The organism is Devosia sp., assembly GCF_028290625.1.
Lineage (GTDB): Bacteria > Pseudomonadota > Alphaproteobacteria > Rhizobiales > Devosiaceae > Devosia.
On sequence record NZ_JAQGJM010000024.1, the window covers coordinates 85,783 to 104,369 of the forward strand.

General features: G+C 64.9%; 19 protein-coding genes. 14 read left to right on the forward strand and 5 right to left on the reverse strand.

Annotated features, from left to right (window positions below; translation table 11 throughout):
• The first annotated feature begins 118 nt into the window (after positions 1 to 118).
• Positions 119 to 1,843, forward strand: a complete 1,725-nt coding sequence (locus JWR51_RS13475; RefSeq protein WP_299748195.1) for a PQQ-binding-like beta-propeller repeat protein — start codon at positions 119 to 121, stop codon at positions 1,841 to 1,843.
• 54 nt (positions 1,844 to 1,897) lie between these two features.
• Here JWR51_RS13475 and JWR51_RS13480 read toward each other — a convergent pair whose 3' ends face one another.
• Entirely contained in the window at positions 1,898 to 2,599 is a 702-nt protein-coding gene (locus JWR51_RS13480; RefSeq protein ID WP_299748197.1) for a hypothetical protein, read from the reverse strand.
• Positions 2,600 to 2,724: 125 nt separating this feature from the next.
• Between JWR51_RS13480 and JWR51_RS13485 the strand changes: the two genes are divergently transcribed.
• Together JWR51_RS13485 and JWR51_RS13490 are read left to right on the forward strand one after the other, a co-directional pair.
• On the forward strand, positions 2,725 to 3,243 hold the full coding sequence (locus tag JWR51_RS13485; RefSeq protein ID WP_299748199.1) for a cytochrome c: 519 nt from the start codon (positions 2,725 to 2,727) through the stop codon (positions 3,241 to 3,243).
• Positions 3,240 to 3,992: a pentapeptide repeat-containing protein gene (locus JWR51_RS13490; RefSeq protein WP_299748201.1), complete on the forward strand. Its 753-nt coding sequence runs from the start codon at positions 3,240 to 3,242 to the stop codon at positions 3,990 to 3,992. Before JWR51_RS13485 ends, JWR51_RS13490 begins: the two co-directional genes overlap by 4 nt.
• A 50-nt stretch (positions 3,993 to 4,042) precedes the next feature.
• On the opposite strand, the gene JWR51_RS13495 is transcribed toward JWR51_RS13490, so the two are convergent.
• Together JWR51_RS13495 and JWR51_RS13500 are read right to left on the reverse strand one after the other, a co-directional pair.
• Positions 4,043 to 4,441: a PepSY domain-containing protein gene (locus JWR51_RS13495; RefSeq protein ID WP_299748203.1), complete on the reverse strand. Its 399-nt coding sequence runs from the start codon at positions 4,439 to 4,441 to the stop codon at positions 4,043 to 4,045.
• Positions 4,442 to 4,564: 123 nt separating this feature from the next.
• Positions 4,565 to 5,239, reverse strand: coding sequence for a phosphatase PAP2 family protein (locus tag JWR51_RS13500; protein ID WP_299748205.1), 675 nt, complete (start codon positions 5,237 to 5,239; stop codon positions 4,565 to 4,567).
• A 138-nt stretch (positions 5,240 to 5,377) separates the two neighbouring features.
• Between JWR51_RS13500 and JWR51_RS13505 the strand changes: the two genes are divergently transcribed.
• From JWR51_RS13505 to JWR51_RS13520, 4 genes are all read left to right on the forward strand, one after another.
• Positions 5,378 to 5,977, forward strand: coding sequence for a hypothetical protein (locus JWR51_RS13505; RefSeq protein WP_299748207.1), 600 nt, complete (start codon positions 5,378 to 5,380; stop codon positions 5,975 to 5,977).
• Positions 5,978 to 6,012: 35 nt separating this feature from the next.
• Entirely contained in the window at positions 6,013 to 6,783 is a 771-nt protein-coding gene (locus JWR51_RS13510) for a hypothetical protein (protein WP_299748364.1), read from the forward strand.
• An 87-nt stretch (positions 6,784 to 6,870) separates the two neighbouring features.
• Entirely contained in the window at positions 6,871 to 7,542 is a 672-nt protein-coding gene (locus tag JWR51_RS13515; protein WP_299748209.1) for a response regulator transcription factor, read from the forward strand.
• Positions 7,535 to 8,884: a HAMP domain-containing sensor histidine kinase gene (locus JWR51_RS13520; protein WP_299748211.1), complete on the forward strand. Its 1,350-nt coding sequence runs from the start codon at positions 7,535 to 7,537 to the stop codon at positions 8,882 to 8,884. Before JWR51_RS13515 ends, JWR51_RS13520 begins: the two co-directional genes overlap by 8 nt.
• Here the strand turns inward: JWR51_RS13520 and pdxY are convergent.
• Positions 8,871 to 9,719, reverse strand: a complete 849-nt coding sequence (pdxY, locus tag JWR51_RS13525; RefSeq protein WP_299748213.1) for a pyridoxal kinase — start codon at positions 9,717 to 9,719, stop codon at positions 8,871 to 8,873. The two genes, JWR51_RS13520 and pdxY, sit on opposite strands and share 14 nt — an antisense overlap.
• Positions 9,720 to 9,876: 157 nt before the next feature.
• Between pdxY and JWR51_RS13530 the strand changes: the two genes are divergently transcribed.
• From JWR51_RS13530 to JWR51_RS13555, 6 genes are all read left to right on the forward strand, one after another.
• Positions 9,877 to 11,487, forward strand: coding sequence for an ABC transporter substrate-binding protein (locus JWR51_RS13530; protein ID WP_299748215.1), 1,611 nt, complete (start codon positions 9,877 to 9,879; stop codon positions 11,485 to 11,487).
• 155 nt (positions 11,488 to 11,642) lie between these two features.
• A complete protein-coding gene (locus JWR51_RS13535; RefSeq protein WP_299748217.1) occupies positions 11,643 to 12,632 on the forward strand; it encodes an ABC transporter permease in 990 nt (329 codons plus the stop codon).
• Positions 12,629 to 13,459, forward strand: a complete 831-nt coding sequence (locus tag JWR51_RS13540; RefSeq protein WP_299748219.1) for an ABC transporter permease — start codon at positions 12,629 to 12,631, stop codon at positions 13,457 to 13,459. The genes JWR51_RS13535 and JWR51_RS13540 overlap by 4 nt, the downstream gene beginning before the upstream one ends.
• Complete coding sequence (locus tag JWR51_RS13545; protein ID WP_299748221.1) at positions 13,456 to 14,238, forward strand: ABC transporter ATP-binding protein; 783 nt, start codon at positions 13,456 to 13,458, stop codon at positions 14,236 to 14,238. Before JWR51_RS13540 ends, JWR51_RS13545 begins: the two co-directional genes overlap by 4 nt.
• Complete coding sequence (locus JWR51_RS13550) at positions 14,235 to 15,014, forward strand: ATP-binding cassette domain-containing protein (RefSeq protein ID WP_299748223.1); 780 nt, start codon at positions 14,235 to 14,237, stop codon at positions 15,012 to 15,014. Before JWR51_RS13545 ends, JWR51_RS13550 begins: the two co-directional genes overlap by 4 nt.
• Positions 15,015 to 15,016: 2 nt before the next feature.
• Positions 15,017 to 16,123 carry an aminotransferase class V-fold PLP-dependent enzyme gene (locus JWR51_RS13555; RefSeq protein ID WP_299748225.1) on the forward strand — a complete coding sequence of 369 codons (1,107 nt, stop codon included), beginning with the start codon at positions 15,017 to 15,019 and terminating at the stop codon, positions 16,121 to 16,123.
• Here JWR51_RS13555 and JWR51_RS13560 read toward each other — a convergent pair.
• On the reverse strand, positions 16,120 to 17,019 hold the full coding sequence (locus JWR51_RS13560; protein WP_299748227.1) for a LysR family transcriptional regulator: 900 nt from the start codon (positions 17,017 to 17,019) through the stop codon (positions 16,120 to 16,122). The genes JWR51_RS13555 and JWR51_RS13560 overlap by 4 nt on opposite strands.
• A gap of 134 nt (positions 17,020 to 17,153) precedes the next feature.
• On the opposite strand from JWR51_RS13560, the gene JWR51_RS13565 reads away from it, so the two are divergent.
• Positions 17,154 to 18,587, forward strand: a complete 1,434-nt coding sequence (locus JWR51_RS13565) for an MFS transporter (protein WP_299748229.1) — start codon at positions 17,154 to 17,156, stop codon at positions 18,585 to 18,587.

Below are 18,587 nucleotides of genomic sequence, written 5' to 3' on the forward strand. Positions count from 1 at the left end.
CGCAGGCACAACAAGCAACTCCCGAGCAACGGCGAAACGTCCACTTGTGGGCGCCGTTACGGCTGACCCAGCGGGCAGGCCGGCTAGGGAATGTGGCGGTATAAAAAGGACCACAACCATGACTTTGAAGATTTCAGCAGCACGCCGTGCGGCGCTGGCTGGCGCTTACGCGTCAGTTCTGCTCGCCGGCGTAGCGGCCATGCCGGCAGTCTATGCAGCCGAAGTAACGGGCGATCGCATCGTCAAGGCCGATAGCGAGCCGCAGAACTGGTTGACCAACAACCGCGACTATACCGCCCAGCGGTTTTCCCCGCTCGACACCATCAACAAAACCAATGCCAGCGGCCTCAAGCTGCTCTACTCGGTGGCGCTGAACAACCTGGTTCCCAACTATACGGAATCGACGCCCCTGGCCGAGGACGGCTTCCTCTACCTCACAGATACCTGGGGCGTGGTCTACAAGATCGACGCCACCTCGGGTGATGTGGGCCGCATCGTCTGGAGCATGGATCCGGGCCAGGAAAAGGCCTCGCAGGCCAATCGCGGCGTGGCTTTGGCTGGCGATTTCGTCATCTCCGTCGCCAATGGCCCTGCCCGCCTGATCGCCTCCAGCAAGGAGACCGGCGAAGTCATGTGGGAAAAAGACGTGACCGGCGATACGCCGCGCGTCGAGCTGACCGGCGCACCCCTGCTGGTCAACGGCAAGATTCTGGTCGGCGCGGCCGGCGGCGATGCGGGCACCCGCACATGGCTGGCGGCGTATGACGTGGCGACCGGCGACGAGATCTGGAAGAAGTACAATATTCCGGCACCGGGCGAGCCGGGTTCGGAAACCTGGACCGACGGCAACAATGCCTGGGAAACCGGCGGTGGCGCCATGTACACGACGGGCAGCTACGATCCGGCCAAGAACCAGCTCTATTGGGGCACCGGCAACCCTGTCCCGCCCTATGATCCGAGCGTGCGCGCCGGCGATAACCTCTTCACCAACAGCGTGCTGTCGCGCAATCCCGATACCGGGGACATGAACTGGTACTTCCAGTACACGCCCAATGACGCCTGGGACTATGACGAGTCGGGTACCCACATCCTGTTTACCAGCGGCGACCAGACCCTGATCACCCATTCGGGCCGCAACGGCTTCCTCTACACCTTTGAGGCCGATAACGGGCTGTTCCTCAAGGCCGAGCCCTATGCCGAAGGCATCAACTGGACCAAGGGCATCGATCCCAAGACCGGCAAGCCGCTGGAATATGACTCGGCACAACAGTTGCAGACCTATTCGGTGGAAACCCACCGTACGGCCGACGAGCCCACCAAGCGCGCCTGCCCGGCCAATGTCGGCGGCAACAACTTCTGGCCCTCGACCCTGAGCCGCAAGACCAACCTGATCTACATTCCGGCGATCACCGGTTGCGTCGAATACACCACCGATCCGGCCAAGCACACGGTCGAGCTGGGCTTTGGCGGCGGCGGCTATGTGGTCAACGAACGTCTCGAAAGCGAGCTGATCGCCGCCGACCCGGTGAGCGGCGAGATCAAGAAGCGCGTCCAGCTCAAGTACCCGAACTATTCGGGCGCCCTGAGCACGGCCGGTGGCCTGGTATTCACCGCCCTGATGGACGGCACGCTGATCGCCTTCGATGACGAGACGCTGGATGAAGTGTGGAAGATCAATGTCGGCGTCGGCTTCACCGCACCGCCGATGACCTTCGCGGTCGGCGACAAGCAGTATATTGCCATCGCTTCGGGCCTGTCCGGCTCGGCGCGCGGCAAGCTGCGCATGACCCCCGAACTGGCCGAACAGCGCAACTCCGCCATGCTGTTCGTGTTCGGTCTCTAGACCAGATGCGGGGCCGGGATTGCCTTGGTGCAGTTCCGGCCCCGCCCCTGACGGTTACATCACATGCATTTCAAACCGGACGCTGCTGTCGAACTGTCCTTCGGTGAACTGGCCGGTATGGGCGTCCACCTGCCGCTGGCCCGCACCACGCAGGTAGCGGGCGCTCACGGCATAATCGATGCCATTAGCCTGCAGCGTGCAGTCCTGCTTGAGGAACACCCCGCTGACCGGCGTCTCGCCGCGCGCGGCGGGCAAGTCGACGCACGTCCAGTCGCCGCCCTGCGGACGGAACCGCGACAGCAGGAACGGCTCAAGGAAGCGCGCCTCGTCGCGGCTGACCGAGGTATCGCGCGGATCGCTGACCAGCCGCAGCCCTTCGACCACGCCCGCTTCGTTGATCAACACCGACATCACCACCGGCATGCCATAAACCTTGGTGCCGGACGCGGCGATCTGCACGTCGAGGTTGTTGGCCTTGGCCCAATATTCCAGCTCGTCGTCATAGCGGAAATACACCTCGCGCCAGCCGCTGGGTTCGGGCGTGCAGGTCATGAAATCGGCGAAACCCGCCAGCGGCAGGCTGGGCGGACCGCCATTGGAGCCGCAGGCAAAATCGGCAAAGCCATCGGGAATCGCCGCGATGGGTTGGCCGAGCTTGATCTTCCACACATCGGCAGCCGGCGGCGCCTCCGCAGCCATGGCCGGAGCGGCGGTCATCAAGGCGAGCAGCACAGCGCGCATGATCGGTCTAGGCATCGATCGCAATCCTTCATCGTGGAGCCATTCCGGCAGTCGGCGGTTGAACTCGCCAACCACTGTAACCGTCGCGCGGGCCACGAGAAGCAATTCACAATATTTCGTTTTTGAAAGGACCCACCATCATGACTACCCTATCCAGCAGGCTGCGCCCGGGTTCCCGTTTCATCCTCGCCGCGGCTGGCACGCTGACGGCGGCGGGCCTGGCACTCGCCTTCGCGACCCCGGCCGCCGCCCAGATGACCGGCGGTGAGCGCATCTATTTCGAAAAGGGCCAATGCAACCAGTGCCATGGCAAGGCCGGCAATGGCGTGGGCGACGACCCGCGCGAAAACGGCGCCAATTTCCGCGAGAGCGGCCTCGACAAGGAGACCATGGTAATGATCATCTCCTGCGGCGTTCCCGGCACCAACATGCCCTATTTCGACAAGTTCTCGTACACCGACGACCGCTGCTACGGCATGACCAGCGAAGACGCCGGCACCGATAAGCCGCAGCAGCCGATCTCCACCTTCCTCGCCAAGCGCGATATCGACGCCGTCGCCGACTACATCCTCGAAACCTTCGTCGGCAAGGGCCCCGCGACCCCCGAGGAACTTGCGCCGTCGGCAGCACCTGCCGCCCCGCCCGAACCCGAGCATTGAGCCAGTTCGTGCAACGGTTCGGCCTGATCGTCCTGCTCGCGCTTCTGAGCGGGCCGGTGGCGCTGGCGCAGGAGGCCGAACCCCCGGCATCCTGCCCCGGATGCAGCCTGCCGGAGGCGCAATACAAACGGCAAAACCTGGCCGGGGCCGACTTTTCCAAAGCGGTCCTGACCGGAGCGATCTTCCACCGCGCCGTGCTGACCGGCGCCGATTTTGCCGGCGCGAACCTCGCCGAGGCCAATCTCAACAAGACCAGCGCCACCCAGGCCGACTTCACCGGGGCGGACCTGACCAATGTGCTGTTCTACGAATCCGATGGCGGCAAGGCCCATTTCGACCGCGCGATCATGCGCGGCGCCAAGATGCAGGGCGCGCGCGTATTCGGCGCCATCTTCGACGGCGCCGACATGAGCGAGGCTTTCCTCATGGGCACCCGGTTCGACGGTGCCAGCCTCAAGGGCACGGTGCTGGAGCGCTCCAACATGACCGATGCGGTGTTTTCGCAGGCCAACCTGGAGGGCGCGCGCCTCGCCAATAGCGGCCTGCTCAATGCACGGCTGCGCGGTACCAACCTGCGCAATGCCGACCTGTCCGGGGCCGACCTCTATCGCGCCGATCTCACCGATGCCGACCTGACCGGCGCCAACCTGTCGGGCGCCCGCCTAAGCCTGGCCCACACCAATGGCGCCATCTTCGACGGCGCCGATCTCACCGGCACCTACATGCCCGACGGCTCGCTGCACGATTGAACGCGACGGCCGGAGTGTCCCCACCCTGGCCGCCGCATGCATGGAACCGATTAGTTGGCGTCTTCGGTTTCCGCGCCGTTATCCTGGCCTTCGTCACCGCCTTCGCTCTCGTCAGCGGCATCGGTGGACGATTTGGTGTCCTGGGACAGGGTTGCCGTTCCGGTCGTCGCGTCGACCACATAATTGGTCTCGGTGCCGTCCTTGGCGACGGCGGTGATCCGGTAGCCCGGCCCGCTCGCTTCCATATCGAGCGACAGCTCCACCACCTTGCCGCCAGATGCGGTCTCAACTGCAGCCACCGCATCGGCCGCCGCGATCTTGGTGGCGCTCAGCGCCTGCATCTCGGTGTCGTTGGGGGCGACCATATCGGCCTGGGCAAAGGCGGCCGTGACCGGTGCGCTCAAGACCAGAGCCAGGATGGCGGTGCTCGTCATCGTATTGAACTTCATTCTCTCTCTCCGTTTGCGACGACGCGCCGTTGCGCCGTCGTGGGAGAGACTTAGGGACCGCGTCTTGCAGCGGCCTGTCGGCGGAGATACGGCTGCGTATAGCTTGCGGCCGAAATGGGGCGCTCAGCGCCGGTTCAGCCCCAGCACATTGGCGCCGACCCAGCATACCAGCGCCCAGGCCGCGCCGAGCGACCAGCCCGCAATCACGTCGGTGGGGTAATGCACACCCAGATAGACGCGCGAGACGCCGACAAGCAGCGTGAGAAAAACGCCGGCACCGAGGCACAGAATTGCCAGCCGCCGGTCGGCGCATAATGGCGCAAGCAGCGCCGCGAGCGTCAGGTAGACCACGGCCGACACGGTCGCGTGGCCGCTCGGAAAGCTCGAGGTGAACACCCGCATCGCCTCCAGCATTTCTGGCCGCGGCCGATCGTAGATCTGCTTGAACACCGATGACAGAATGGTGCCGCTGAGCACCGCGAAGGTCACATAAGCCGCCGTCCAGGGACGCTTGACCAGCAGCAGGCCGATCAGCACCAGGATGACGATCAGGCCGAGCACCGAGAAACTGCCCAGCGAGGTCACGTCGCGGCCAGCCTCTTCAAGCCAGGCCGGCCCGATCGGGTTCATGATGTCGCCGTTGTCGCGCAGCACCATGGTGACGGCGCGGTCGAACACCACCGTATCGCCCTCGATGACCTCATCGGCAACAAAGCCGAAGGCGCCGAGCAACACGGCCAATGCCAGGGCGGCGAACAGGATGGGGCGGCGCGAAGCGGGAATAGTGGGTAACTTCATAGCTCTGCTATGCCATGCCACGCGGGCGGCGTCTCCCACCCGGTTGAATTCTTACACCGATGTATAGCCGCTGACAGGCTGGCGTGACCCAGCCCTGCCTATGGTGAGTTCCAGCCAATCCACGCTTTGGAGCTCACGATGAGACTTTCGCACCTTGCCCTTGCTGTCTGCCTGTTCGTCCTGCCGATAGCGGGTGCCGCGACATTCCCCGCCTTGGCCGCGGTCAAGGTAAGCGAGTTGGGCGACCTCTCGGCCATGCACACCATCGTGGCCGACACCCAGGCCCTGGTGGCGTCCAATGACCTCGCTGGCGCCAAGGCCAGGATCACCGAATTCGAGACGGCATGGGACAATGTCGCCAACGACCTGCGCGCCAAGAATGCGCAAAAGTGGGACGCCATCGACGCCGCCTCCGATGTCGCGCTAGAGGCGGTGCGAGCAGACTCACCGGCGGCCACGTCTGACGCAGCGCTGACGGCGCTCTTGGCCCAGCTCGACAATCCGGGCGCCACCAATGCGGCCGGCGTCGTCACCACCGATACCTCCGGCAAGCCGCTGCCCTGCGAGGACATGCTCGCCCAGTACCGCGCCGTGCAGCCCAAGGCCGCCAGCCTCGACGATGCCACCAAGGCCAAGGTCGCCGACCTCGAGGCCAAGGGCCTGGAGCGCTGCAATGCCGATGACGACAAGCGTGCCGATGACTTCTTCGGCCAGGCCATTCAACTGATAGGTGCATGATGGAAATCGCCAGCACAACACGTTCCGGGCCGGAAATGGCCATCATCGACGGCGTCGAGGCCTATAACCGCGTCCCCCGCGCCACCGTCGATTTCTGGCTGATCAAGCTGATGGCCGTCACCGTCGGCGAAACCGCCGCCGACTTCCTCGCCCTCAATATGGGCATCGGCCTGCAGACCACGACCATCATCATGATGGTCGTTCTGGCCATCGCCATCGGCCTGCAGTTCAGCCGCAGGCGCTATGTACCGTGGACCTACTGGCTGGCCGTGGTGCTGGTCAGCGTCGTCGGCACGCTGATCACCGACAATCTGGTCGATACGTTCGGCATTCCGCTGGAGACCACCACGATCGGCTGCACCATCTTGCTCGCGCTGACTTTCGGTGCCTGGTACGCCAGCGAAAAGACGCTTTCGATCCACACCATCGTCACTACGCGCCGTGAAATCTTCTACTGGCTGGCGATCCTGTTCACCTTTGCCTTGGGGACCGCCGTCGGCGACTACATCGCCGAAACCCTCGGCCTGGGATATCTCGCCACTGGCGGGCTGTTCGCCGCCATCATCGCGCTGATCGCCGTCGCCCATTTCGTGTTCAAGGCCGATGCCATCCTGACATTCTGGCTGGCCTACATCCTGACGCGGCCGCTGGGTGCTTCCTTCGGCGACCTGCTGTCACAGCCGATGGAATATGGCGGGCTGGGCCTGGGCACGATCATCACCAGCGCCATTTTCCTCGCGGTGATCGCCGGCCTCGTAATCTATATGAGCCTGATGGCGCCGCGACGAGATGCCAGCGCGGCATGAGCCCGAAAGGCCATGTGCAGAGGCGGCGATCCCCCGATCGCCGCCCATTTCGTTGACGCGGCCGCTATCCTGATCGAGACTTGCCCCATGCGTATACTGTTCGTCGAAGACGATGCCCGCACCGCCGACTATGTGAACCGGGGCCTGACCGAGGCGGGCCATGTCGCCGATGTGATCCGCGACGGCCGCGATGCCCTGGTGCATGGCATGAACGAGCGCTTCGACGTCATGGTGATCGACCGGATGCTGCCGGGCCTCGATGGCCTGTCGCTGGTCAAGGCGTTGCGCGCCTCCGGCAATACGACCCCGGTCCTGTTCCTCACCGCCGTCGGTGGCGTCGATGACCGCGTCGATGGCCTTGAAGCCGGCGGCGACGATTACCTCGTCAAGCCATTCGCCTTTTCCGAACTGCTGGCCCGGCTGAATGCCCTGGCCCGCCGCCCACCGGCCCAAACCGAAAAGATCAAGCTGCAGGTGGGCGATCTCGAAATCGACCTGGTGCGCCATAGCTGCCGGCGCGGCTCGGTGGCGATCGACTTGCTGCCGCGCGAATTCGCCCTGCTGACCTATCTGATGCAGAACGAAAACCGGGTGCTGACCCGCACCATGCTGCTGGAGCGGGTGTGGGATTTCCATTTCGACCCGCAAACGAGCGTGGTGGAGACCCATATCAGCCGCCTCCGCGCCAAGATCGACAAGCCGTTCGACCGGCCCCTGCTCCATACCATCCGCAATACCGGCTACAGCCTGCATGCTTAAGGCCCTCTATCGCAGCACGCCGTTCCGGCTGATGGCGCTGCTGAGCGTCGCCTTCCTGGTGTTTCTGGGGCTGGCGGGCTTTATCGCCTTCGGGCTGATCCGGGCGGAGCTCGACGCCCGCCTGCAACAACAGCTAGAGCAGACCTTTTCGATCATCGCCCAATCGTATGGCGAGAACGACCTCACCGATCTGGTCGACTTGGTGCGCAGCAATGCTGCCGCCAATCCGGCACTGGAACGAGTCTTTTTGCTGCGCGGTCCGGCGGACGAGGTGCTTGGCGGCAATATCACGACCGCGCCGATGGCCACGGGCTGGTCAGTCGCCACCGCCGCCCAATTGGGCCTGACCGCCGATGACGAACTGTACCGCATCTATTCCGGCCCGGTCGGTGACAACACGCTGGTCGTCGGCGCCAGCTTTGCCGAGACGGACGCCGTGGGCGAGATCGTGCTCAACAGCCTCGGCATGGCCGGGGTCTTCTTCGTCATCCTCGCCATCCTGGCCGCCGTGCTGATCGCCACACGCGGCCAGCGCCGGATGGATCGCATTGCCCATACGATGGCCCTGATCGGTCGCGGCGAGCTGGCGGCTCGCATTCCGGTGCACCGCAACCGCGACGATCTCGACGACCTGTCCACCCAGATCAATCACGCGCTGGAACGGCTGGCCGGTCTCGTGGAAGGCATGCGCCAGGTCAGCGTCGACATCGCGCACGATCTCAAGACGCCGCTCAACCGCCTCAGCTTCACAGTGCAGAACGCCATCGAAAGCGAGGAAGCCGGCCAGTCGGTCGCCACTTTGTTGCAACAGGCGCAGGAGGAGACGAGGCAGATCAACATGACCTTCGAGGCCCTGCTGCGCATCGCCCAGATCGAGTCTGGCGCCAGGCGAGCGCGCTTCAAGGAGGTCGCGGTTGGGCCGATCCTGCAAAACCTGTTCGAAGCCTATGCCGATGTCGTGGAGGAAAACGGCCAGACCCTGACCATCGCCGTCGAGCCGTTGCCCGACATCCAGGGCGACAAGGACCTGCTGACCCAATTGTTCGCCAACCTGATCGAAAATGCCATTCGCCATTGTTCCCCCGATACCACGATCGCCATGTCCGCCAGCACGACCGGCGAGCATGGCTTCGAAATTGGCGTCTGCGACAACGGTTCGGGCATTCCCGATGCCGAACGCGACAAGGTCTTCCAGCGGCTCTATCGCCTCGACAAGAGCCGGAGCACCCCGGGCCATGGCCTCGGCCTGAGCCTCGTCAAGGCCATCGCCGAACTGCACGGCGCCACGATTGTGCTGGCCGACAACAAGCCCGGCCTTTGCGTGCGCGTCAGATTCCCCTGACGCCTCCGGATACCGGGCCACTCGCAAATCGGCGCGGTGGCGTGAACAGCCGTGCCGATTGCCGCACGAGGTCCAACTCCAGCCCATCCTGCGCCACGGTCGCCTCGATGATGGCGAAGACGCCGGAAACCGCGTCGGCCAAGGCATCGGGCGTCGCCCTGCCCTTGAGCGTCGCCGCCACGAACAGCGCGGTCAACAGGTCGCCGGTCCCCGATGCCTTGGTCACCAGCGCCGGCGTCGCCACCCTCCACGCCGCCGCTCGCTCGACCGCGATCGTCTCGATGCTCTGCTCCGCCGGACTACCCGTCACCAGCATAACGCGCTTGCCCAAAGCTTGCGCTGCCGCAACCAGTGCGCTGGTGTCGGGGCTGGCGCGGCCCACCAGTGCGTCGAACTCGAACCGGTTAGGCGTCAGGATATCGGCGAGCGGCACGAGCTGGCCGATAATGGCCTCGCGCACCTCTGCCTTGACGTAGAAACCCGGCCCGAAATCGCCCATCACTGGATCGCAGACATAAAGCAGGCCCGCATTGCGCGCCTTGGCGCGCGTCACGAAGTCGACCACTACCGCAGCGATCTCGGCCGAGCCGATATAACCGGTCATCAAGACGCGCGTGCTTTCCAGCAGTCCGCGATCCTCCAGCCCGGCCAGCAGGTCAGCGACCAGCCCCGCATCCATGACGCGGCCCTTGACGCTGGGATAGGCCGGGTGATTGCTGAGCAGCACCGTTGGCACCGCCGCCACTTCGAATCCGGCCAATTGCAGCGGAAACACTGCCGCGCTGTTGCCGACATGGCCGTGGATAACCTGGGACTGGATGGAGATGACGCTCATGTTATGCCGTTCGCGGTCTTTGCTGTGTTGGGAACCTGGGCCGGTTCGGCAGAATTTTCTAGCCCACGCCGCGTCGGCTAGAATGCCATCTCTGGCATAACCCCACTGAAGGGCTAGAGTAAGAGTTAATTACGCAACCATGACAAGGGCATAGCAGATGACAAAGTTTCTCGTTTCCCGCCGTACCCTGTTGAGCGCCAGCGCCGCGCTGCTGGCATCCACCGCGTTGCCCCGTCTGGCTTTCGGGCAAGATGCCGTCAAGGGCGGCCGCCTCATCGTTGCCGCCGATTCCGAACCGCGCAATCTCAATCCGGCCATCGTCGCCTCCAATGGCGTGTTCTTCATTTCCAGCAAGGTCATCGAGCCCCTGGCCGAAGCCTCCTTCGACGGCGAAAACGGCCTCGCGCCGCGCCTCGCCACTGCTTGGGAGGGCTCGGCCGATGGCCTCTCCGCCACCTTCACCCTGCGCGAGGGCGTCACCTGGCACGACGGCAAGCCGTTCACCTCCGACGACGTCGCCTTCTCCGCGCTCCAGGTGTGGAAGCCGCTGCAAAATCTGGGCCGGCTGGTCTTCGCCAACCTCGAATCCGTCGACACGCCCGATCCGCTGACGGCGATCTTCCGCTTCTCCAAGCCGACCCCGTTCCAGCTCATCCGCAACGCCCTCCCCGCCACCACCAGCGTCCTGCCCAAGCACCTCTATGACGGCACCGATATTGCCGCGAACCCCGCCAATGCCCAACTGGTCGGCACCGGCCCGTTCAAGTTCACCGAATACAAGCCGGGCGAATATTACCTGCTCAGCCGCAACGAAACCTATTGGGGCGAGGGCGAACCGAACCTGGATGAAATCCTCTATCGCGTGCTTCCCGACCGGGCCGCTGCGGCGAGCGCATTGGAAGCTGAAGAAATCCAGCTCGCTGCATTCTCGGCCGTGCCACTGGCCGACCTCGACCGCATCAGCAAGGTCGACGGCATCGAGGTCATCTCGAAGGGCTATGAGGGGCTGACCTATCAGCTCGTCGTCGAAATCAACCATCGCACCGAGCAATTGGCCAACCTCAAGGTGCGCCAGGCCATCGCCCATGCCATCGACAAGAAGTTCGTCGTGGACACCATCTTCCTGGGCTATGCCAAGCCCGCGACTGGCATCGTGCCGCAGAACGCGCCGGAATTCTACGACGCCAGCGTTCCGCAATATGACTTTGATGTCGACAAGGCCAACGCCCTGCTCGATGAGGCCGGTTACGCCCGCAGCGCCGACGGCACCCGGTTCACCCTCCGCCTGCTGCCGGCCCCATATTTCAACGAAACCACCCAGTTCGGCGCCTATCTGCGCCAAGCGCTGGCCGTCGTCGGCATTGACGCACAAATCGCCAACAACGACAGCGCCGCCCACCAGCAGGCCGTTTACACCGATCATGCCTTCGATATCGCGGTCGCTCCGCCGGTGTTCCGTGGCGATCCGGCGATCTCCACCGCCATCCTGGTCCGCACCGCGACCGCCGAAGGGGTGCCGTTCTCCAATCAGGGTGGCTACAGCAATCCGGCGATCGACAAGATCATCGACGACGCCTTGGTAACGGTCGACGAAAAGGCCCGCACGGAGCTTTATAACCAGTTCCAGCAGGCGGTTGCTGAGGATCTGCCCTTGATCAACGTCGCCGAATGGGGCTTCATCACCGTGGCGCGCACCAGCGTGCACAACGTTTCGAACAATCCGCGCTGGGCGGTTTCGAACTGGGCCGATACCTGGATCGATGGGTAATTACCCCCACCTAACCTCCCCCTGATAGGGGGAGGAACCCCTCCGTTAGCGTCGCACAATCTGGCCAAACCCGCCGGTCCGTCCCTCCCCCTATCAGGGGGAGGCTAGGTGGGGGTATCCTTCTCGTAAGACTCAGCCCAAGCCGGAATAACCCTTTGCAGCGTGCCGGAGAACTCGTCATCCGCCGCCTGATCGGCAGCATTCCAGTGCTGCTGATCGTGCTCGTCGGCACGTTCTTCCTGCTCGAACTGGCCTCCGGCGACGCCGTCGATGCCTATCTGGTGTCCAGCGGCGGGGGCGACGCGGCACTAGTGGAAACCCTGCGCGCCGATTGGGGGCTAGATCAGTCTCCCATCACCCGCCTCGGCCTTTATCTGTGGAATATCATACACTTGGACTTCGGCCATTCGGTCCTGCTCAACCGGCCAATCCTCGATGTGGTGCTTGAACGACTGCCGAACACCTTGCTGCTGATGGGCAGCGCCATCGCGCTGTCCTTCGGCATCGGTTCCTTGCTCGGCATCGTCGCTGGTTCCCGCCCCGGAAGCGCCCGCGATCGACTCCTGTCCATCGGCTCGCTGGCCCTTTATGCCGTGCCCAGTTTCTGGCTCGGCCTCGTGCTGGTTGTGGTGTTTTCCGTGCAATTGCGCTGGCTGCCCCTGTCCGGCATCGAAACGCTGGCTTCCGGCAAAGCCGGGCTCCACCGCGCCTGGGACATTTTCCGCCACCTCGTCCTGCCGGTTGGCGCACTGGCGCTGATCTACCTCGCGCTCTATCTGCGCCTGATGCGCGCCGGAATGGTAGAGGTCTGGCGGCAGGATTTCGTACTCGCCGCCCGCGCCAAGGGCTTGTCGCGCCGCCGCATCGTCTGGCGTCATGTTGCCCGCAACGCCCTGTTGCCGCTGATCACCATGCTGGGCCTGCAATCGGCCACCATGCTGGGTGGCAGTGTCGTGATCGAAAGCGTCTTTTCCATCCCCGGCCTCGGCCGTTTGGCGCAGGAAGCGGTCAGTGGTCGCGACACGCCGCTGCTCATGGGTATCATCGTTATCAGCGCCGTACTGGTCATCGTCACCAACCTGATCGTCGACGTGGTCTACGCCCTGCTCGATCCGCGCGTCGGCGCCAGCGAGGCCAGCGCATGAGCTTGATCGCGCGCTTCAGCCGCTCGCCCGAAGGACTGTTCGGCGCCGCCGTGCTGGCCGTTTTGATAGCGGTTGCTCTGGCCGCGCCATTGTTGTTTCCCCGCGATCCGCTCTCCATTGTCGGCCCCGCCCTGACCGCCCCCTTCACCGACTGGGCCCTGCCCCTCGGTACCGACCGGCTGGGCCGCAACGTTCTGGCCGAACTGGCGCACGGCTCTCGCGCATCCCTGCTGGTCGGCTTCGCCGCCACCCTGGCCGCAATTCTCATCGGAGCCAGCGTTGGCACCATTGCGGGGTTTGCTGGTGGCCTGGTCGATGAAGTGCTGATGCGGGTGGTCGACGCCTTCCAGACCGTCCCCGGCTTCCTGCTGGCGCTGGCCTTTGTCAGCGTCATCGGCGCCTCTTTGCCGGTCGTCGTACTCGCCATCGCATTGGGTGCATGGACCGGACCGGCCCGCCTCGCCCGTGCCGAAGTCCTCTCCCTCCGCGAGCGCGACTATGTCGCCGCCGCCCGCGTCATCGGCATGCACCCGGCCGAAATCGCCTTCCGCGAAATCCTGCCCAATGCCCTCGCGCCGGTGCTGGCGCTCAGCGCGGTCATCGTCGCCGGCGCCATCCTGACCGAGGCGGCTTTGTCCTTTCTCGGCCTGGGCGATCCCAACATCGTCACCTGGGGCTCGATGATCGCCGAGGGCCGCGCCGTGCTGCGCTCGTCGCCGTTCCTCTCCATCATTCCCGGCCTTGCGTTGGTCGTCACCGTGCTCGGGGTCTACCTGTTCGGCGAAGGCCTGTCCGAAGCCCTCAGCCGCCGACAGGTGCGGCTGTGACCGTGCTGACCACGATAGAGGATCTGAGCGTCGCTTTTCGCCAGGGCACCAGCAGCGTCACTGCGCTCGATGGTATCAATCTGACCATCAAGAATGGCGAACAGCTGGCCATTATCGGCGAGAGCGGCTCGGGCAAGAGCACACTGGCCCTCACTCTCGCCGGGCTGCTGCCGGCATCCGCCAGGCAGACCGGAACGATTGACTGGCCGGGCGGTCCACCCATTCCCGGCCGCGATATCGGCATGGTGTTCCAGGACCCGTCCGCCAGCCTCGATCCGGTACTGACCATCGGCGAACAGGTCGCCGAAGGCGCCGTGGCGCATCTCGGCCTCGGCTGGAAAGCCGCCGGCCTTCGTGCCCGTGACCTGCTGGCCCGGGTGCAGCTTCCCGATCCCGACAGCCTACTCCGCGCCTATCCACATCAATTGTCCGGCGGGCAGCGTCAGCGCGTCGCCATTGCCGCCGCCATAGCCGCCGGGCCGCGCCTGCTGATTGCCGACGAAGCCACCAGCGCCCTCGACACCATCGTCCAGGCGGAGATCGTGACGCTGCTTCGGAGCCTCGTGGCGGAGGAAGGCATGACGCTGCTCTTCATCACCCACGACATCGCGCTTGCCTCCAGTCTGGCCGACCGCATCGCTGTATTCCGCCAGGCAAAGCTGGTCGAAATCGGAGCCGCTGCCGACATCACAAGGCAACCTCGCGAGCCCTACACCGCGAGCCTGCTCGGCGCCCACATTGACCTGACCACTCCGCCATTGGTCGGAGCACGCGCATGACCGCCCTGCTCGTCGCCGAGGGCCTGGGCAAGTCTTTCCGTCGCGGCGGCGCTCGGCTGGTTGCAGTTGACGGTGCCAGCTTTTCCGTCGATGGCGGCGAAACCCTTGGCATTGTCGGCCCGTCCGGCAGCGGCAAGACCACGCTGGCCCGGCTCATCATCCGCCTGATCGATGCAGATACAGGCACGCTGCGATTCGAAGGCGCCGACCTTTTGGCGCTTCGTGGCAAGGCCCTGCGCGCCACACGCAAACGCATCCAGATGGTATTTCAGGACCCGCTCGCAGCGCTCAATCCGCGCGCCAGCGTGGCCGATGTGATTGGCGATCCGTTGCGCATCCATCGTCTGGCCGATCGCGCCAATCGGCCCGCCGCCGTAGCCCACCTGCTCGATCGCGTCGGCCTCCCCGCCGCTTTAGCCAGCCGAGCCGTCCACGAAATCTCCGGCGGTCAGCGCCAGAGGGTCGCCATTGCTCGCGCGCTTGCTACCGAGCCCCGGCTGATCGTGCTCGACGAGGCCGTGTCCGCCCTCGATGTTTCCGTGCGGGCACACATCCTCAAGCGGCTGGTGGAGCTTCAGGTCGAAAGCGGCATCAGCTATATCTTCGTGTCGCATGATATTGCCGTGGTACGCGCCGTCGCGCATCGCATTGCCATCATGGATCACGGCCGCATCGTGGAAACCGGCCCGACCGCGCAGGTGATCGCCGCCCCGCAATCGGCGACCGGCAAGGCGCTCATCGCCGCCGTGCCCCGCCTCATGCCAGCTGAGGATTGATGATGCCAACCCTTGCTCCCAACCCGCTGCTGGACCTGCAGCCGTTCCCGTCCGAGGGTTATGCCGATATCGTCGATCGCCTGGCTGTCCTGCTCGGCACCAGCAACGACGTATTGCTGGTTCAAGGCGAAGCCATCGTGGCGCTGGAAGCGGCGGCGACCAGCCTCGGCCAGCCTGGATTGACGGCCATCAACATCGTAACCAGCCCCTATGGCCACATGTTCGGCTCCTGGCTGCGCCGGGCAGGCACAACGGTCGTGGACGTCATTGCCGAACCGGGTCTGCCCGTCACTGTCGATGCTGTCCGCAGCGCGCTCGATGCCAATCCGGATGCGCGGCTGCTGGCACTGGTCCATGCCGAATCCGCCAGCGGCATTCTCAACGCCCTTGAACAGATCGCGGCACTGGCGCGCGAACGGGGCATCCTGACCGTGATCGACGCGGTCGCATCTGTAGGCGGCCACGCGCTCGATACCGACGCGCTCGGATTGGATGTCGTGGTCATCGGCGCGCAGAAATCGCTGGGCGGGTCGCCGGGCCTCTCGGCCATCAGCATCAGCCCCGCGGCCTGGAGCCTCGCCGGCCATGCAGCGGCGCCGACAGGTTCCATCCTATCGCTGCTCGATCATCGGCGGCTCTGGCTCGATACCGGTCGCGGCGCCCTGCCTGGCATGCCGTCGGCGCTGGAATTCTGGGCGCTAAGGGCCGCGCTAGAGCGGGTCGAAACCGAGGGCCTGCCGGCGCTGATCGCCCGTCATGTCCGGGCCGCCGATGCCACCCGTTCGAGCCTTGCCGCGCTTGGCTTGACGCCCTGGGTGGCACCAGACCACGCCTCCAACCTGGTCACCGCCGCGCGCTTGCCGGACCACCTCGCTGCATCGCAAGTGCTGGCGGCGACGGGTCACTCGTCCGGACTTTCGGTCGGCGTCGGCAGCATTGCCGAGCGCCTGGTTCGCCTCAATCATACCGGCGGCAATGCCAGCTTTGAGCAAGTTCTGGCCAATGTGGTTGCTTTGGGCGGCGCTTTGGCAAGTCTGGGGGAACAGGTCGACATCGGCGCGGCCGCTGAGACGGTGGCCGACGCTTACCGCGTCAACCGGGCCTCTTAGGGACGTTGCTCGGCGCACACGTCGCGCACGCATTGGCGCAACCAGCGATGGGCGGGATCGGCATCCAGTCGCGGGTGCCAGAGCAGTGAAACCGTAATTTCGGGCATGGAAACTGGCAGCGGAAAACTGTGCATGCCGAGGCGCAGGGGTTGCGTATGCCGTTCGGGAACGCTGGCGATCAGGTCGGACGCTCGAGCCAGCGCTAGCGCTGTCGAAAAGCCGCCGACCACGGTGACGATCTGCCGCTGCAACGCCAACACAGCCAAGGCTTCATCGATCGGTCCCTTGTCGAGGCCCCGTCGGGAGACGTGAACGTGCCTGCCGGCGGCGTAGAGCGACGGCGTGACGTCGCCCAAGCTCAAGGCGTGCCCCAGGCGAACGACGCCGATGAACCGGTCTCGGAACAGGGCCTGTGAACGCACCTCCGGCCCAGTCGTGATGCCGACAACGCCGGTTTCCAGATCGACGCTGCCGTCGCGCAGGGGAGTGCTGTCCTTGTCCGGCTTGGGCACGAAGCGCAGGCGCACTCCAGGGGCATCCTGCTGCGCGCGGGCAATAAGGGCTGGGCCGAAATTCTCGACAAAGCCCTCGTTGGTTCGCAGCGTGAAGGTGTGGACCAGGTGCTGGAGGTCGAGATTTTCCGCGGGACGCAGCACGGCTTCGGCGTCTTCGACGAGTTGGCCGACGCGTGCGCGCAGCTCGAGCGCCCTTGGCGTGGGCACGAGGCCGCGCCCGGCCCTGACCAGCAATGGATCGCCCGTGGTTTGGCGCAAGCGCGCCAGTGCCCGGCTCATCGCCGATGGACTCAGGCGCAACCGCCGGGCTGCGCGCGCCACGCTGCCCTCGGTGAGCAACACGTCGAGGGTCACGAGCAGATTGAGATCGGGTGTCGTCATAGCCCGATCCTTAGCACGGTTGAATCAATATGCGGCGTCAAACGCACGAATAGAGTGCAAACAGTGCGCCTTCCGCCATATATCGACAATGTCTAGGTCTCAGGCAGCTCCGTTGCGGAGCAGGGACAAAGATCATGACGAAGCCAGCCAGTGTCGGACACAATGCCGCCAGCGCAATGCAAGCGCAGTGGGCGCTTGCGGCCCTCTCGCTCTGCATGTTGCTGTCGTCGCTGGGCACCAGCATCGCCAATGTTGGTTTGCCGGTGCTGGCGGAAGCGTTCGACGCTTCGTTTCAGGCGGTGCAGTGGATCGTGCTGGCCTATCTGCTGGCGATCACCACGCTGATCGTCAGCGTCGGGCGGCTGGGCGACCTCACCGGACGTCGGCGCTTGCTGGTGGGCGGCGTGGCGCTATTCACCCTGGCCTCGGTTCTGTGCGGCATCGCGCCCACGCTCTGGGTTCTGGTGGCTGCGCGGGCGGCGCAGGGACTTGGCGCGGCGATCATGATGGCCCTGACCATGGCGTTTGTCGGGGAGTCGGTTCCGAAGGCCGTTGTCGGCCGGGCCATGGGGCTACTGGGCACGATGTCGGCGATCGGCACTGCGCTCGGTCCATCGCTGGGCGGCGTGCTGATCGCGGGGTTGGGCTGGCGGGCGATCTTCCTCGTCAACGTGCCGCTGGGTATCCTGACGCTCGCGCTCGCCTATCGAACCCTGCCCCCGGACCGCCGGCGGCAGAGCGTGGAGCGCGTTCGTTTCGACGTCATTGGCACGCTGGTGCTGGCCCTGACACTCGCCGCCTATGCCCTGGCGATGACGCTTGGGCGCGGCAGTCCGGGCCCGCTCAATGCGGCCTTGCTGCTGGTTACAGTGCTGGGCGTGGGACTGTTCGTGGTCGCGGAAACGAAGGTCAAATCGCCCTTGATCGCGTTGGGGATGTTCCGCCAATCCGGGTTGAGCGCGGGCCTTGCGATGAGCGCGCTCGTATCCACGGTGATGATGACGACCCTCGTGATCGGGCCGTTCTACCTCTCCCGCGCGCTGGGGCTCGCCCCTGTCCTCGTAGGGATCGTCCTGTCGGTCGGCCCATTGGTCGCCGCATTGGCCGGAGTGCCGGCCGGCCGCATGGTGGACTGGGTTGGCGCACAGCGCATGACCATTGGGGGGCTGATCGCGATAGCGCTGGGGTGCTGCAGTCTGGGTCTGATGCCGACCACATTCGGCGTCATCGGCTACAGCACTGCCATCGCGGTCGTCACCGCAGGCTATGGGCTGTTCCAAACCGCCAACAGCACCGCCGTCATGAGCGATATCCGCCCCGATCAGCGCGGCGTCATTTCGGGCATGCTCAATCTGTCGCGCAATCTGGGGCTGATCACTGGCGCATCCGTGATGGGCGCAGTGTTCGCGCTGGGATCGGCGGCAGTTGACGTGGCCACTGCTCAGCCCGCCGATATTGCCACCGGCATGCGGATCACCTTTGGCGTCGCGGCGGTGCTGATCGTGATCGCACTGGCGATTGCGGCGGCAGGTCGGGCGGCGCGGGTTCCGGCTCCCGTCGAGCCGTAA

Bases quoted from the DNA above. Each gene is read 5' to 3' on its own strand.
- JWR51_RS13475 (WP_299748195.1), top strand. From the start codon at position 119: ATGACTTTGAAGATTTCAGCAGCACGCCGTGCGGCGCTGGCTGGCGCT.
- JWR51_RS13480 (WP_299748197.1), bottom strand. From the start codon at position 2,599: ATGCCTAGACCGATCATGCGCGCTGTGCTGCTCGCCTTGATGACCGCC.
- JWR51_RS13485 (WP_299748199.1), top strand. From the start codon at position 2,725: ATGACTACCCTATCCAGCAGGCTGCGCCCGGGTTCCCGTTTCATCCTC.
- JWR51_RS13495 (WP_299748203.1), bottom strand. From the start codon at position 4,441: ATGAAGTTCAATACGATGACGAGCACCGCCATCCTGGCTCTGGTCTTG.
- JWR51_RS13500 (WP_299748205.1), bottom strand. From the start codon at position 5,239: ATGAAGTTACCCACTATTCCCGCTTCGCGCCGCCCCATCCTGTTCGCC.
- JWR51_RS13505 (WP_299748207.1), top strand. From the start codon at position 5,378: ATGAGACTTTCGCACCTTGCCCTTGCTGTCTGCCTGTTCGTCCTGCCG.
- JWR51_RS13510 (WP_299748364.1), top strand. From the start codon at position 6,013: ATGGCCATCATCGACGGCGTCGAGGCCTATAACCGCGTCCCCCGCGCC.
- JWR51_RS13515 (WP_299748209.1), top strand. From the start codon at position 6,871: ATGCGTATACTGTTCGTCGAAGACGATGCCCGCACCGCCGACTATGTG.
- JWR51_RS13520 (WP_299748211.1), top strand. From the start codon at position 7,535: ATGCTTAAGGCCCTCTATCGCAGCACGCCGTTCCGGCTGATGGCGCTG.
- pdxY (WP_299748213.1), bottom strand. From the start codon at position 9,719: ATGAGCGTCATCTCCATCCAGTCCCAGGTTATCCACGGCCATGTCGGC.
- JWR51_RS13530 (WP_299748215.1), top strand. From the start codon at position 9,877: ATGACAAAGTTTCTCGTTTCCCGCCGTACCCTGTTGAGCGCCAGCGCC.
- JWR51_RS13540 (WP_299748219.1), top strand. From the start codon at position 12,629: ATGAGCTTGATCGCGCGCTTCAGCCGCTCGCCCGAAGGACTGTTCGGC.
- JWR51_RS13550 (WP_299748223.1), top strand. From the start codon at position 14,235: ATGACCGCCCTGCTCGTCGCCGAGGGCCTGGGCAAGTCTTTCCGTCGC.
- JWR51_RS13555 (WP_299748225.1), top strand. From the start codon at position 15,017: ATGCCAACCCTTGCTCCCAACCCGCTGCTGGACCTGCAGCCGTTCCCG.
- JWR51_RS13560 (WP_299748227.1), bottom strand. From the start codon at position 17,019: ATGACGACACCCGATCTCAATCTGCTCGTGACCCTCGACGTGTTGCTC.
- JWR51_RS13565 (WP_299748229.1), top strand. From the start codon at position 17,154: ATGACGAAGCCAGCCAGTGTCGGACACAATGCCGCCAGCGCAATGCAA.